The organism is Candidatus Limimorpha sp. (assembly GCF_056203535.1).
In genome coordinates, this window is record NZ_JBADWU010000048.1 from 75,764 (window position 1) to 91,553 (window position 15,790).

At 46.6% G+C, this 15,790-nt stretch carries 12 protein-coding genes; 8 read left to right on the plus strand and 4 right to left on the minus strand.

The annotated features are described in order from the left end of the window. Positions 1-15 precede the first annotated feature (15 nt). From hutH to AC06MN_RS05655, 3 genes are all read left to right on the plus strand, one after another. Positions 16-1,527: a histidine ammonia-lyase gene (gene hutH, locus AC06MN_RS05645; RefSeq protein ID WP_475671378.1), complete on the plus strand. Its 1,512-nt coding sequence runs from the start codon at positions 16-18 to the stop codon at positions 1,525-1,527. A gap of 97 nt (positions 1,528-1,624) precedes the next feature. Beyond that, positions 1,625-2,158, plus strand: a complete 534-nt coding sequence (locus AC06MN_RS05650) for a hypothetical protein (protein ID WP_475671379.1) — start codon at positions 1,625-1,627, stop codon at positions 2,156-2,158. Next, complete coding sequence (locus tag AC06MN_RS05655) at positions 2,133-2,639, plus strand: hypothetical protein (RefSeq protein WP_475671380.1); 507 nt, start codon at positions 2,133-2,135, stop codon at positions 2,637-2,639. The genes AC06MN_RS05650 and AC06MN_RS05655 overlap by 26 nt, the downstream gene beginning before the upstream one ends. 94 nt (positions 2,640-2,733) lie before the next feature. Here the strand turns inward: AC06MN_RS05655 and AC06MN_RS05660 are convergent, their stop codons facing one another. The 4 genes from AC06MN_RS05660 to AC06MN_RS05675 all read right to left on the minus strand — a co-directional run bounded on the left by AC06MN_RS05660 (position 2,734) and on the right by AC06MN_RS05675 (position 8,455). Further along, positions 2,734-4,080 (minus strand): peptidoglycan DD-metalloendopeptidase family protein, encoded by a 1,347-nt coding sequence (locus tag AC06MN_RS05660; protein ID WP_475671381.1) that lies wholly within the window; start codon positions 4,078-4,080, stop codon positions 2,734-2,736. Between the two features lie 308 nt (positions 4,081-4,388). Then, a complete protein-coding gene (locus AC06MN_RS05665) occupies positions 4,389-4,964 on the minus strand; it encodes an indolepyruvate oxidoreductase subunit beta (protein ID WP_475671382.1) in 576 nt (191 codons plus the stop codon). Positions 4,965-5,027: 63 nt separating this feature from the next. Continuing rightward, on the minus strand, positions 5,028-6,608 hold the full coding sequence (locus AC06MN_RS05670; protein ID WP_475671383.1) for a thiamine pyrophosphate-dependent enzyme: 1,581 nt from the start codon (positions 6,606-6,608) through the stop codon (positions 5,028-5,030). A gap of 98 nt (positions 6,609-6,706) precedes the next feature. Continuing rightward, the gene (locus AC06MN_RS05675; RefSeq protein WP_475671384.1) at positions 6,707-8,455 is read right to left on the minus strand and encodes an N-acetylmuramoyl-L-alanine amidase; all 1,749 of its coding nucleotides are present in this window, start codon (positions 8,453-8,455) and stop codon (positions 6,707-6,709) included. A gap of 235 nt (positions 8,456-8,690) precedes the next feature. Between AC06MN_RS05675 and AC06MN_RS05680 the strand changes: the two genes are divergently transcribed. The 5 genes from AC06MN_RS05680 to AC06MN_RS05700 all read left to right on the plus strand — a co-directional run bounded on the left by AC06MN_RS05680 (position 8,691) and on the right by AC06MN_RS05700 (position 15,511). Then, a complete protein-coding gene (locus tag AC06MN_RS05680) occupies positions 8,691-9,095 on the plus strand; it encodes a PspC domain-containing protein (RefSeq protein WP_475671385.1) in 405 nt (134 codons plus the stop codon). Then, positions 9,092-10,045 carry a LiaF transmembrane domain-containing protein gene (locus AC06MN_RS05685; protein WP_475671386.1) on the plus strand — a complete coding sequence of 318 codons (954 nt, stop codon included), beginning with the start codon at positions 9,092-9,094 and terminating at the stop codon, positions 10,043-10,045. The genes AC06MN_RS05680 and AC06MN_RS05685 overlap by 4 nt, the downstream gene beginning before the upstream one ends. Positions 10,046-10,170: 125 nt before the next feature. Then, a complete protein-coding gene (locus AC06MN_RS05690) occupies positions 10,171-10,845 on the plus strand; it encodes a hypothetical protein (RefSeq protein ID WP_475671387.1) in 675 nt (224 codons plus the stop codon). A 171-nt stretch (positions 10,846-11,016) separates the two neighbouring features. Continuing rightward, the gene (locus AC06MN_RS05695; RefSeq protein WP_475671388.1) at positions 11,017-13,398 is read left to right on the plus strand and encodes a TonB-dependent receptor; all 2,382 of its coding nucleotides are present in this window, start codon (positions 11,017-11,019) and stop codon (positions 13,396-13,398) included. A gap of 64 nt (positions 13,399-13,462) precedes the next feature. After that, complete coding sequence (locus AC06MN_RS05700) at positions 13,463-15,511, plus strand: S9 family peptidase (RefSeq protein WP_475671389.1); 2,049 nt, start codon at positions 13,463-13,465, stop codon at positions 15,509-15,511. Positions 15,512-15,790: the final 279 nt, after the last annotated feature.

Consider the following 15,790-nt stretch of genomic DNA (forward strand, 5'->3'; position numbering starts at 1 on the left):
ACAAATCAATACAATATGAAAACACATTACATCAGTTCAGAAGAACTTACATTTAAACAAGTCGACGAAATCCTCCATAACGGATATAAACTCGCCCTCTCGGAAGATGCCATCAACCGCATTCAGAAATGCCGTGATTATTTGGACAAGAAAATGGAAAACCAGGACAAGCCAATCTATGGCGTGACCACAGGTTTTGGTTCACTTTGCGACCACAGCATTTCAAAGGAAGACCTCAGCACACTGCAAAAGAACCTTGTCATGTCGCACGCTTGCGGCACCGGCGAAATGGTTCCTGAAGAAATCATCCGCCTCATGCTTCTGCTCAAGGTGCAGAGCCTTTCATACGGCAATTCCGGCGTGCAAGTCATTACCGTACAGCACCTTATTGACTTCTTCAACAACGACGTGCTGCCTGTGGTCTACAACCAAGGTTCACTCGGTGCATCAGGCGACTTGGCTCCTTTGGCCAACCTCATGCTGCCTTTGCTCGGTCTGGGCGAAGTCCACTACAGAGGCGAAATCGTCCCTGCACAACTAATTCTTGCCAAATTCGGTTGGGAACCTATCACGCTGCAGTCGAAAGAAGGTCTCGCCCTGCTGAACGGCACACAATTCATGAGCAGCTACGGCACATACGTCCTGTTGAAAGCCTTCCGCCTCAGTTACTTAGCCGACCTCATCGGTTGCGTTTCACTGGAAGCCTTCGACGGCAGAATTGAGCCTTTCTACGACCAGATGCATCAAATCCGTCACCACAACGGACAGATTGTCACGGCAAAGCGCGTCCGCGAGTTCACCAAAGGCAGCCAGCTCATCTCAAGAGAGAAGAAACACGTTCAGGATCCTTATTCGTTCCGTTGCATGCCTCAGGTTCACGGTGCATCGAAAGACGCCATCGACTATGTGGCTTCCGTCTTCAGCGAAGAGATCAACGCTGTCACCGACAACCCGACCATCTTCCCTGACGAAGACCTCGTCATCTCAGCCGGCAACTTCCATGGTCAGCCTCTTGCCATCACCTTGGATTTCTTGGCCATCGCCATGAGCGAACTCGGCAACATCAGCGAACGCCGCGTTTACCAACTGATTAGCGGCAAGCGCGAACTGCCTTCATTCCTCGTTGCAGAACCAGGTCTGAACTCAGGCTTCATGATTCCACAATATGCAGCCGCTTCCATCGTCAGCCAGAACAAGCAGCTCTGCTGCCCAGCTTCAGTCGACAGCATCGAGTCGTCACAAGGCCAGGAAGACCATGTGAGCATGGGCGCCAATGCCGCCACCAAGGCTTTGCGCGTTGCCGAAAACCTTGAGCGCATCCTTGCCATCGAGCTCTTCAACGCTGCACAGGCACTGGAATTCAGAAGACCTCTGAAATCGTCAGAAACCATCGAAAAGTTCGTCGCCGAATACCGCAAGAATGTGGAATTCGTAAGAATCGACAAGGTGATGTATACCGAAATCGCCAAATCGGTGAAATTCGTGAAGGAATACGCCTTGAATTTCGACGAATTGATGAACAAATAATTTCATGCGGGAATGGTAGAGACGGGATTCATCGCGTCTCTCAACCGCCCGTGCATTATAAATCAATCAGACGCGATAATCGCGTCTCTACAGAGAAATGGAAACATACGACAACAACCAGATTGGCAACCAACAGCCCGTGAAACGGCCCGGCGGCATGACATTTTTCCTTATTCTGTCGCTCATCAACGCCTGTTTTCAGATATTCAGCGCCATCTTAGGTTACCTAGGTGCGCCGATGATGAAGGAAATGATAGAGACAGGACAATTTGAGGAAGTCATGGCACCTTTCTTATCCAACATGAACGGGGAAACGATGGATGCTTTTATGGAGAGCCTCAACATCACGGCTAGCATCAATCCGACCTATTACCTTCTCCTCTTCATCCTTTACGTTGGTTCGCTTGTTGGCGTATTGAAGATGTTCAAACTCGACAAGATCGGATTTCACATCTATTCCATTTCACAAATCTGCATTTTAATCAACGCATCGGTATTTGTATATCCTTTGCAAACCGTCTCCGCATTTACTTCCGACTCATTGTCGACCATCTTATTCATCTTACTTTATTATTTGTTTTTCAAACGATTAGAGCAAATCAACAATGGCAACCAAGAAGGAAATATCTGACGGCCGCATTTTCAACTTAAAGCCGGAACTCACCTTAGCCATGAAACTGGCAGCGAGTTTCGCTATCACCTATTATGGTCTGCTTTTCATCTACGAGACCATCACCCTGTGCCTCTACCATTATTCCCTCGATTCCTATTACCTCGGCGACGAAAAGGATTTAGGCAGCATGTCGTCAGACCTCATCATCCTGATTGGTGAATTCGTATTTTGCGGGTTGCTGGTTTTCAGCTTGATACAGATTTTCCGCAAAAAGCGCATCGGCAAAGCCATTTTCGTCAGTGCCACCATTTTGCTCATCATTTTCCAACTCATCATTTCCGGTCCCTTCCCATGGTACAAATATGCCTTGGAGATTTTCCTACTTCTGCTCATCACGCCAATCCGTATCAAGAAGAAAATCAAGGTGAAGAAAGGGAAAGTCGTGGTCGAAGAAGTGAAAGAAGAAGAAACGGAAGAAACAGAAAAAGACCCTCAATGATTGTTTTTCTTTAAAAAAAAGACTTTTTAAAGTTCTTTTTTATCAGAAAATAAATCTTACAAAGTCTTTTTTTTGCCACAACAACAAAATCCCGTTATGGATGTTCGGGCTGCTGTATTGAATCCATAAGCATCTGCAAGGAATCAACGACAGGCACCTCCTCGTGATAAGGCTCCAACGGCCCGTCATTTTCAAGAGCATCTTTCCAATACTTGACAACCTTGTCAAACAGTTCCCTATTTGAACTTTGAATCGGGTCGGCGGGTGGCGAATCCATTTTCAATGGGTCAATCGGGGTGCCGTTCTTAAAGACACGGAAATCCAAGTGCGGACCTGTTGACGCGCCCGTACTTCCCACATAGCCAATCAATTGACCTTGCTTCACATGGCAGCCTTGGGTAATGCCTTTGGCATAACCCTTCAAGTGCATGTAACTTGTGGTATAGGTATCGTTATGCTTGATTTTCAAATAATTGCCAGCACCGCCTTTCTGATAGGCCTTGGTAACAACCACACCATCGCCAATGCTGTAGACTGGCGTGCCTGCCGGAGCGGCATAATCGACGCCATGATGCGGACGATAGTATTTATAGACAGGATGGAAACGGCTGTTGCTGAAAGTGGAACTGATGCGGCTGTAGCTCAACGGAGCCTTCAGGAATGCCTTGCGGAGATTTTCGCCCTTGTCGTTGAAATATTCCGTCTTGTCGTTCTGCTCAAAGGCAACCGCGCAGATGGTGTCGCCAACATGAACGAAATTGCAGAAATAGACTTCACCTAAGCCGATGGATTTGTCTTCCACATACTTACGTTCATAAACGACATCGAAAGCATCGCCTTCCTGAATACCGAAAAAGTCAATGGTCCAGGCATAAATGTCGAAAAGCTTCACAGCCAATGCTGGGTCACCGCCATTTTGGACGACCGCATTCCACAAAGATGAGGTAATCGTTCCCGAAGTGCGCTCGATTTTCACATCAATATCCTTTTCGATGCGCCATGCCGTCAGCGAATCGGTCAGGCTGAAAACTGCGGTATTTCGGTAATCGATTTCATAAATCCAAAACAATGGCGTTTGCAAGGTGTCGTTCGTCATTAAAAAGGTATATTTGTTGCCAGCACGCATCTTGCTGACATCGAACACATCGCGCTCCTCACGGGCGATATGCTCAACGACTTGCGAATCAACGCCTTTCGAGCAAAGCAAAGTGGAGAGAAACTGCCCCGATTCAACCTTTCCTTCCTCAACATACATCGAATCGATGCAGATGCCATACAAATACTGAGGTTCGGCAACGACTTCCTCTTCCGGCTCCACATACACCTCTTCGCCACGATGCTCACAGGCTCGGCAGCAAAGAATAATGACAGCAACAATCAGGATTATCGGCAAAACCAAGAAGAGAAACACCCTCCCCCACAATATTTTCTTATGACTCATGACACCTTATTTAATTAATTGATAATAGAGACGCAGAATCCGCGTCTCTATTATACGAATACATCGCGTTTATATTGTCAAAACAACGAATTATTTTGTATTTGTCTTGAACAATTTGAATCGGCTACGCCGAAGAAATGCTTTGCATTCAACGCAAGTTAAATCTTTCAAAATCCGTATTTAAAATCATTCAAAAATCCATATTTACTATCCTATATACAATCCTATCTAACTCGAAACCAAAGATTTTTGATAGATTTTTTGACTTGATTTTTATAGATTTCTTGCCGTAGGCAATCCCAAAACATTTACTTCTTATCCGTTGCCTGTGCATAACCGGCACGGACAGCCTGAATGTTCACATCGACGACTTCCTGGCCTTTCTTGCCGAAGATATGGGCAATGGCTTCTTCGACCTTGCTCAGTTCGATGCCGAGGTAAGGAACGGTAGCGCCCAAAAGCACCATGTTTGAACGGGCCTTAATCTGCTTGGCGATTTCGTTGGCATTGAAGGAGACCACATGAGGGAACTTCTTCAGTTCGGCTTCAATCTTCTCCATTTCAGGATAATTCTTGATGTTGACGAATGGGTCGGAGTTGGTGATGATCCAACCTTCCTTATTCAGCCAAGGCAGATAACGGAGTGATTCCATCGGTTCGCTCGACAGGATGATGTCGGCCTGACCTTCAGGAATGACATCGGCGAAAATCTCATTGTCGGAGAGTCTCAGATGTGAGAACACCGAACCGCCACGCTGTGACATGCCGTGAATTTCAGACTGTTTCAGGTTCATGCCCATATTCAATGCTGCATCGGAAATAATCTTTGCGACAGAAACGATACCATCGCCACCAACGCCACACAATATAATGTCTTTTTTCATATTCAATTATTTAAAGATTTAAGATTTAAATATTTAAAGATTCGCTTCTCAGCAAGCACATGATTATTTCTTCAGATGCTTTTTGAGTTCCACCAAGCAAGTGCGGTGAGGAATGATGACCGAAACGCCATTGTAGTTGACTTCTTCTTCGATGATCTTCACGTTCTCTTCATGGAATTTTGGCAGCGGATTGATGTCGCGAATATGTTCAGGAGCAACGCCCAAACCTTCGCAAATCTGGCGCAACTTGTTGTTGGCCGATGAAGGCTGACCGCCTGTCATAGCCGTAATGTCGTTATCGAGAATCATGACGACGACGTTAGCCTTTTCGTTGACGCAGTCGAGCAGGCCTGTCATGCCGCTGTGGCCGAAAGTACCGTCACCGATAACTGCAACTGCTGGGAAGATACCGACTTCGGAAGCACCCTTAGCCATGGTGATTGAAGCACCCATGCAAACGGTGGTCTGGATAGCACCCATGTTGAAGCCCAAAGTGTAGCAGCCGATATCGCCGAACACCTTGCCGCCCTTGTGGTTAGCCATGACAGCGTTCAAAGCCGTGTAGCTGTCGACGTGAGGGCACCCCTGGCACAACGCCGGAGGACGATTGACGACAACTTCAGGAACCGTGTATTCGCCAGCGGCCTTCATGCCGAGAGCCTTAGCCACCTTTTCGGCATTCAGTTCGCCATCGCGGCGGATGGTTTCGTCCAAACGGCCCATGACTTTCTTGCCTTTGCCGAGGAAACCTTTCACCTGTTCTTCAACGAACGGCTGACCGTCTTCGAGGACGAGGATTTCGTCACATTCGTCATACAGCTTGTTGATCATCGTGTATGGCAAAGGATATTGCGTGACCTTCACAACCGGATAAGGGCACTTGCCATCGGCGAAGTTTTCCATCAGATAGTTGTAAGCGATACCCGTTGTGATGATACCTAATTTCTTGTTTTCGCCTTCAAAATACTTGTTGTAGCCTGATTCTTCAGAAGCCTTCATGAAATTCGGCTGCTTGTCGATCAAGGTTCTGTAAAGGCGTTTTGCATTGGCTGGGAGCAGCACAAACGACTTGGCATCAGCTGGTTCGCTGATTTCGTTCTGCTTGCGGACCGGCTTGCGCACAATACCTGAACGGCTGTGAGCCAAACGGGTAGGAATGCGGTAAAGCACCGGTGTGCCGAGGGTTTCACTCAGTTCGTAGCCGAAGTGAACCATGTCGTAGGCTTCCTGCTGGTTTGATGGTTCCAGCATTGGAATCATGGCCCAGTGGCCGTAGTAACGGCTGTCCTGTTCGTCCTGCGACGAGAACATGCTCGGGTCGTCGGCGACAACGATGAGCAAGCCCTTCGTGCCGATGATGGCTGAGTTCATGAATGGGTCGCCGCACACGTTCAGGCCGACATGCTTCATGCAAGTCATGGCACGCTTGCCGGCGTAAGCCACACCGATAGAGGCTTCAAGAGCCGTCTTTTCGTTAGCGCACCAATTGGCCTTGATACCAAGTTCCTTGGCTTCCTTTGAGTTTCTGACGTAATCTGTAATCTGGGTTGAAGGCGTGCCTGGATAGCTGTTTATCGCACTGCCGCCTGCATCGATAAAGCCTTGAGCAATGGCTTCATCGCCTAGTAACAATAATTTCTCCATTTGTTAATGTGTATCTTTTAATTCAAAAATTCATTTGGCACAAAGATACAAAATCTTTTGATACGAAAAACGAATTATTCAAAATAGATTCTCTTATTTTACTTAACTTTCACAATCTTAACCACTTGCTTATTTTCAAAAGCCTTGCCATAATAGAGAAAACACACGCCTTGGCGCAACGAACTGAGATCAATTGCCGTCTCTTTCACAAAACGCACATTCGGCACGACTTCACGGCCACAGACATCATAAAGAGAAGCATCGTAAAAGCCTTGCCCGTCAACATGGATGCGGACGAAATCATTGGCGGGATTCGGATATATGCCGACAGCGGACTCCGGCTCGGGCGGCTCGGGGAACTTCGCCTCCCATTTCGCTTCCCAACCTGCTGTATTCGTGGCACAATCGGAGCGGAACTCGATGCACATCACATTGCCCGAAGCAACAATACTGCCCGGCGATTTCGTGTTCCATCGCCCGATTTTCGGCGCATATTCATCTTCGCCATCGTAAATCCAAAGGAAATCGTAATCGGTTTCAAGACGGAACGATTTGAAGTCAATTTGAATCCTTGAGCCTTCAGGACCGCGAATCACCCACAATTTGCGTTCATCGTCGCCATAGTTTTTGTGGTTCAACTCGCCCTGTTCGCCTTCCAAAACCGTTACCGCAGTGCCTTGATTGATAAGTTTGTAGTAATAGTTCCAATTCCAATACGGGCCTGGGTCGGTGTGCGACTGGTCGGGATAATGCTGATGGCCACGGATTTTGGTGCAAGCCGACTCGCCGCCCAAACTATGCACACCATTATTCAACTGCATGCCGCTATCCAAAGTGTCGCGATAGAAAGTGCGATGGCCGTCAATCGTCTCATAACGCAAGCAGATGTCGCGCACCAAATCAGCCGAAGATTTGTACATAGCATCGGTGAAATAGCTGACAATGTCGCCATACGCTTCATGCTCAATGCCAATGGTATAGGCATTCGCACTGCGGGCGTGCCAAGCCTTGTCGGCCTCGCGCACCATTTGCGTCACCTGACCATCGGAAGAACGAATGACATAATGCGCCGAGACCTGCGCATCGCAATTCTTGAACCAACTAATGCAACCTGCGTAAGAACCTTCGGTATAATGAATCACGACACCGCTGATAGGATTTGTCCGCGCGCCAAAATTACATTCCGGCGCCGGATTCCAAATGGCATTCGGGTAATCCGATTCGCCCGAAACCCTGAGACCTTTGGCCGACAAAAGCGGCAATTTATCACCGAAGACGGATTTTAAATCAATGTCATATTTCTGAAAACCATATCGTTCCGCCATTACTTCATCATTCAGAAACGAGCAGACGGAATAGAGCATCACATTCATCGGGAAAACATCCTTCTCCTCCCCCATCGGCAATTCCGAGAGTTCGGAAACGGCCAAAAGGCATGATTTCATTCCTTTGCCATCATAGATTTTTGCAAAAGCCGAAGCATACGCCATGACATTTGCACTTGGGCTTTCCAACACCTCACCAACCTCGATTCCAGAAAGTTGCGACACCGTAAAAAGATTTTCCCTGAAATAGTTTTTGCCATTTTTCACCAAGCCCATCAAGCCGTATGCACGCGGCATGGCCGTCGAATCATCGAAAGTGTAGTCGGCATCGGTCAGATGATGGCAATGCGTATTGGTGAACGAAACCGCTTCCAGAAGACCTTTCGGAATCTGCGGGAAAGCCTTATACGCTGCTTCAAAAGCAGATTCATTCAATTGGCAATCAGCACCAACATTTCCATTTTGAGCAAAAGTCATCAACGGAAACAAAGCGGATATGATGATAAAAAGCAAACGTCTCATTGCAAAAGATTATGACTTCCAAAAATACGGTTTTCTCCCGACTTGCAAGGTTACAACCCTAAATAATTTGCAAAAGCTCCGAAAAAGTTTGCGATATTTGCGCCATCATTGTAACAAATTGAACACTCGTGCGTATAATGTTATGGTTATCGGTTATCAGTTATCAGTTATCGGTTATCAGTCAACTGAAAACCGAAAACCTCAAATCATTAAATCATTAAATTTCAAATACCAAATGGAGAACTACAAGAAACTTCAAAGGAACACCCGCGACAAAGTCATTGGCGGCGTTTGTTCGGGTTTGGCCGATTATTTCGGCATCGACACAGCCTTAGTTAGAGTGCTGTTTGTCGTCATTCTTCTCTGCGGCGGCACCGGGCTGCTCATCTACTGCATATTATGGATTGCCATGCCCGCCAACCGCGACGACCAACCGCAACAGTTTGCAAACCAAGCAGCCGAAACACCTAAAAGCAGCAAAGGAAGCCTCATTGCCGGCCTTACGCTCATCGTCTTAGGATTGCTTTTTCTCTTGGGCAACCTCTTTCCGCAATTCAACTGGGAAACCTATTGGCCTGTGCTTTTAATCGCCTTAGGTTTGCTCCTTATCGTTCCACTTTCAAATAAGACAAAACTATGAAAAGCAGAAACTTATTCTTAGGCATCCTCATTCTTTTCATCGGTGTGGTGGCTTTGTTAGCCTCATTGGGCACCATATCGTTCAGCTGGCAAATCGCATTGCGCCTTTGGCCTTTGCTGCTCATCTTTTTAGGCATCGCCATTCTTCCGGTCAAGGATCTTTTTAAAGCCATTTTGCTGCTTGTCACCCTTGGCGCAGGCGTTCTTCTTTACCAGAATGAAGCCAAAAATCATCCCGAAAGGAACCGTTGGGGCAATTGGTTCAGCAGTTCAAACTGGGATTGGGACGACGATGACGATTACGACAACGACGACGAATTTGACGAAGGTCCTTATTCACAGCAGTTTTCGGAACCATACGAAGCCTTCACGAAAGCCACATTGAACATCGACTTCGGTGCAGGCGAACTCGAAATCGGGAATCCGGCGGCTGAACTGATCAAGGTGAATTCGGAAAGCAATTTCGCAAAATACGATTTCCGCGTGGAGAAACTCGACGAAGAAGCCAATGTGTTCCTCACGGGAAAAGGCAAGACGAAAAACATCAACGGCAGAACCGAAAACAAGCTTTATGTTGCTCTGAGCGATTTCCCAACCTGGGATTTCACCATCAACACGGGAGCCGCCGACTGCGATTTCGACTTCATGCCCTACAAGGTTGAAAGCATCAACATCGAGAGCGGCGTGTGCGACATGGACATCCGCCTCGGCGACAAAGGCCAGCACACCACCATGAACATCGAATCGGGCGTTTCGGACATCGACATCGAGGTTCCGGCCAATGTAGGTTGCAAAATAACATTAGACTCCGCCATCACGGGCAAGGATTTTGAAGGCTTCCAGAAAATAGAAAAAGGAGTATACCAAACCGACAATTTCGGACAGACCGAGCAGCAGATTGTCATCAATCTGGAATGTGGCGTTTCGGACATTTCAGTGGAAAGATATTGATAATCGAATGTGTAGAGACGTTGTGCGCAACGTCTCTCACATTTTATCAAGGAAACAATTTTAGACGTTGCACGCAACGTCTCTACCGCAAACAAAACAAAACAAAACACACAAACTTCAACCCAATGAAAAAACTATTCGCCTATTTCAAGCACCCGACCGAAAGCATTGCAAAAGAGGATTCGGCTTCGATTAAAAGCCTCATTCTGTTTTACATACTTATGGAAGGACTATTCATCATAGTGATGGTGCCGTTTGCTTTGGCAGGAATCGCGCCTGAGAACTCACTTAGCAATCTGAAAGAATCGGGGCTTCCCTTCTGGTTCATCGCATTTATTGCGCCCGCCTTGGAAGAACTTGCTTTCCGATTACCTCTGAAAAGAAGCAGATTCATCTTCATGATTTCGTTTTCAGTAATTTGCTGGTATATTTCCAAATATCTGCCAATATTTGCCGGCCAAACCTATTCAGGTCAGCACCTATGGCTTAGGCTATCTATTTCAATAGCAGCAGGTTTCATTTCAGGTTATCTCCTAACAAAACCTTTGCAAAAAGTTCGGTTTGGCGTGGTTTTCTATGTTTTCGCATTCCTTTTCGGTTTTTTGCACATCTCCAATTATGCGGGGCAAATCACTTCCTTTGCAATAGCAATATATGTGCTAATCTATTTGCTGAACAAAGTGACATTTGGAATGTTCGCAGGCTACATCAGAGTACGCTACACAATCTTTGCTTCAATTGCAGTTCATTTCCTGACAAATTTTCTGCCAATGCTTGCGATATATTATGTGCTGCCATAACTTCAACTTCCAAAAACAAGACAGTATTTTCACTTAGTTTTCCGCACATTTCAACGCATTTTATAGTCCAAGTTTCGGTTATTTTTCTTTACTTTGCATTTCCTTAAAATGGCAGAATGTATCTGCCCTTATTGGTATTTGCAACTTATTTATTATCAAGACTATAAAGAAATGCTACACAGAAATTTATCGAGAATCGCAATAACGGCAATTCTATTCTTATTCTCAATTTCCGCAATTTTCGCCCAAGACAACAGCATCAAAGGTTTCGTTTATGAAAAATCGACTGGCGAGCCTGTCATGTTCTGCAACGTCTATCTGCAAGGCACGACCATTGGCAGCACGACAAGCGAAAACGGCTATTTCAACATCACGCGCATTCCCGACGGAAAATACACTTTGATGATTACAACTGTCGGTTACGACACCATCAGCGAAAATTTCACCTTATCGAAAAACCAAGTCGTCAACCGGAAATATTACCTGAAAGAAACCAGCCAGTTGCTTGAATCAGTGACTATTACGGCTGACAAAATTGAAGCCCGCACCGAGACCAAGACTTCTGTCATTACCGTTACGCCTAAAGCCATCAGCAAGATACCAAGCGTTGGCGGTCAAGCCGATTTGGCTCAATATCTGCAAGTTGTGCCAGGCGTTATTTTCACCGGCGACCAAGGCGGCCAGCTTTACATTCGTGGCGGTTCTCCCATCCAGAACAAAGTCATTTTGGACGGCATGGTGGTCTACAACCCCTTCCACTCCATCGGTTTGTTCTCCGTTTTCGACACCGACATTATCCGTAATGCCGATGTCTATACGGGCGGTTTCGGCGCCGAATACGGCGGCAGGATTTCTTCAGTCATGGACATTTCGACCCGCGACGGCAACAAGAACCGCATTTCCGGAAAAGTCGGAGCAAGCTGTTTCGGCGCAAAAGTCATGCTGGAAGGCCCTATCGTAAAGGCTAAAACTCCAGAATCGGCAGCCGCGACCTTTGTCATTTCAGCGAAAAACTCCTATTTGGAACAAACCAGCAAGAGCCTTTACAAATACGCCAACGAAGACGGACTGCCCTTCAACTATCAGGACATTTACGGAAAATTCTCTCTCAATGCTCCTAACGGTAGCAAAATCAATCTCTTTGGCTTCTCCTTCAACGACCAAGTGAACAATTACAAGTCGCTTTCCGATTTCAAGTGGAATTCCTACGGAGCTGGTTCCAATTTCCTCATCATTCCTGGAAAATCTCCCGTCATGGTGGAAGGTAACCTCGCCTATTCCAGCTATGAATCCTCGATGGAAGAAACTGACAATAAGCCGCGCAACAGCAGCATTAACGGTTTCAACATGGGCTTCGATTTCAGCTATTTCCTTGGTAAAAACACCTTGAAATACGGTATTGAAGTGTTGGGGCACACTACGGAATACACGACCTACAGCAACTACGGCAACATCAAGATTCACGACAAGGACAACTCGACTGAAATCGGTGCATACTTCAAATACAAGGCCACGCTTGGCAAGCTGATACTTGAACCAAGTTTCCGTTTGCAGTGGTACGCTTCGGTAAACAAAGGCGGCATGTCGCCAGAACCGCGTCTTGCCCTCAAATACAACGCCACCGACAGGCTTCGCATCAAGGCTGCCGCCGGCATGTATTCGCAAAACTTTGTCGCCGCCACGAGTGACCGCGATGTCGTGAACCTTTTCTATGGCTTCCTTTCAGGCATCGACAACCTGCCCAAGACCTACAACGGCGAAACCATCAAATCGTACCTTCAGAAAGCCAATCATGTTGTTCTCGGTGCTGAATTCGACCTCACCAACAACCTCACCATGAACCTCGAAGGCTATCTGAAAGACTTCAACCAAATCACTAACATCAACCGCAACAAACTCTACGACGAAACCTCAGTTTCTCATTCCGACCCTCAATTTGCTTCAACCGACCCCCATGTTTTTGAATTGTTGACGAAAGACTTCTTGATTGAAAAAGGAAAAGCCTACGGTTTCGACCTTTCCTTGAAATATGAAAACAAAAACTGGTATTTGTGGGCTGTCTACGCCCTCGGTTTCGTCAACAGAGACTACGAAAAAGTCGTAACCGACAAAGTTGAAATCGCCACCTATCAGCCTCACTTCGACCGCCGTCACAACATAAACGTCATATTGACCTACACGGCTGGCGACAAGCGTCAATGGGAATTCAGCGGACGCTGGAATTTCGGTTCGGGTTTCCCGTTCACCCAGATTCAAGGCTACTATGAGCACTACTCTTTCCTGGATGGCATTAACTTCGACTACACAACCACCAACGGCGAAATCGGCATCGTTTATGGCGAACTCAACAAAGGCCGTCTGCCAGCCTACCACCGTTTTGACATCGATGCCAAACGCAAATTCTATTTCAGCGAACATACCATTTTGGAAGCCGATTTAAGCGTCACCAACATCTACAACAGAGATAACGTCTTCTATGTCAACGCCATATCAGGTGAAGTAGTCAACCAACTGCCTATATTACCGACAATAGGTTTGACGCTTTCATTCTGACACCTCATATTATTCAATCATCAGACAGGCGGCTTTGGCTGCCTGTTCTTTTTTCAAAACCGCCATGACAACACCTCCAAAAGCAAAGAAAATACCGCACGAACTGACCATTCACGGCCATACCAGAATCGACAATTACTATTGGCTCAACGAAAGGGAAAATCCCGAAGTCATCGAATATCTTGAAGCCGAAAACAAATATGCCGAAGAGAGTCTGAAACATACCGAACTGCTTCAGAAACAGCTTTTTGACGAAATCACCGGACGCATCAAGCAAGACGACAACTCCGTGCCGGTGAAAATCAGGGATTTTTATCATTACACGCGATACGAAGAAGGCAAGGAATATCCGATTTTCTGCCGCAAGAAACATTCGTTGGACAATCCCGAAGAAATCATGCTCGACTGCAACGAACTTGCCAAGGGCTTCGCTTTCTTTGAGATAGGCGAAATCAGTCTCAGCGAAGACGACAAACTGATTGCCTACAGCGTCGACACCGTGAGCAGAAGGATTTACACGGTTTATGTCAAAAACCTCGAAACAGGAGAGACACACGAAGAGACCATTCCGAACACTTCTGGAAATGTGGTCTGGGCCAGCGACAACCAGACGCTTTTCTACGGCGTGAAAGACGAGGCCTTGCGTCCTTGCAAGATTTTCCGACACAAGTTAGGCACGCCACATCAGGACGATGTGGAAGTGTTTCACGAAACCGACGAAGCCTATTATGTGAGCATAGGGAAAACGAAATCAAAGCAATATCTCGTCATTGAATCGGAATCGACGCTTTCGGCGGAAAGCAGGATTTTGGAAAGCGACAATCCCAACGGCACATTCCGCATATTTCAGGAACGCCAGCCCGACATGCTGTATTCCATCGGCCACTACGATGATCATTTCTTCATCCTGACCAATGCCGATGGTGCGCAAAACTTCAAAATCATGAAGACACCTATTAATAATACAGGCATGGAAAACTGGGAAGAAGTCATCGCTCCACGAACCAATGTCTTGATTGAAAACTTCGTCATTTTCAGCAAGTTCCTTGTCATTGAGGAACGCGAGGCGGGACTCATCAAAATCAGGATAAAGGCCTGGGACGGCAGTTGCGACTACTATATTGATTTCGGCGAACCGACCTACGAAGCCGGCCTCAGTTCAAATCCGGAATTTGACAGCGATAAACTCCGCTTCGGCTACACTTCCATGACCACGCCAAGTTCCGTTTACGAATTTGACATGATCAGCAAGGAGAAAACGCTCTTGAAACAGCAGGAAATCGTGGGCGGCTACAATGCCGATGATTATGTCACCGAGCGCCAGTTTGCACCTTCGCATGATGGGACTTTGGTGCCGATTTCATTGGTTTACAAAAAAGGAATGGTGAAAAATGGCCAGAATCCTTTGGTGCTCTACGGTTACGGTTCCTACGGTTGCAGCATGGACGCTTATTTTTCCTTGGCACGCATCAGTCTGTTGGACAGAGGTTTCGTTTGGGCCATAGCCCACATCAGGGGCGGCGAGGAAATGGGGCGCCAATGGTACGAAGACGGCAAGATGCTCAACAAGAAAAACACATTCCTCGATTTCATTGCTTGCGGCAAATACCTCATTCAGAGCGGATTCACAAGTTCCAACAAAATGTTTGCCATGGGCGGCAGTGCCGGCGGCCTTTTGGTTGGCGCGGTTGTCAATATGGAACCTCAATTGTGGCGCGGCATCATTGCCAACGTGCCTTTTGTCGATGTGGTGACCACCATGCTCGATGAAAGCATTCCGCTCACCACGGGCGAATACGACGAATGGGGCAATCCGAACGAAAAGGAATATTACGACTACATGCTTTCCTACTCGCCCTACGACAATGTGGAGGCCAAAGATTATCCCGCTATGCTGATTACCACTGGTTTACACGACAGTCAGGTGCAATATTGGGAACCTGCGAAATGGGCGGCGAAACTCCGCGACATGAAAACCGACAGCAACCATCTCTACTTGAAAACCGAAATGGATTACGGTCATGGCGGCGCCTCAGGACGCTTTGAAGGCTACAAGGAAATCGCCTTGGAATACGCCTTCATGATTGACGAATTGGAAGGTACAAATTATTGATTGCTTATATCTGATTTGCAACATTATAGCTTTTTTCAGTAACTAAAACATTACATAGTCGTCTCCTAATAGCAGCATAAAATATTAAGTAAGTGGTCATAATTAAACTGCAACATAGATTGGTTATCGGTTTTCAGTTGTCAGTTATCGGTTTTCAGTTGCCAGTTGTCAGTCAGTAAATTATCAAAATGTCTAAAAGTCTAAATGTCCAAGAGTCTAAATGTCCAAATGTCCAAATGTCCAAATGTCTAAGAGTCCGAATCACGCATAACCCTAAAT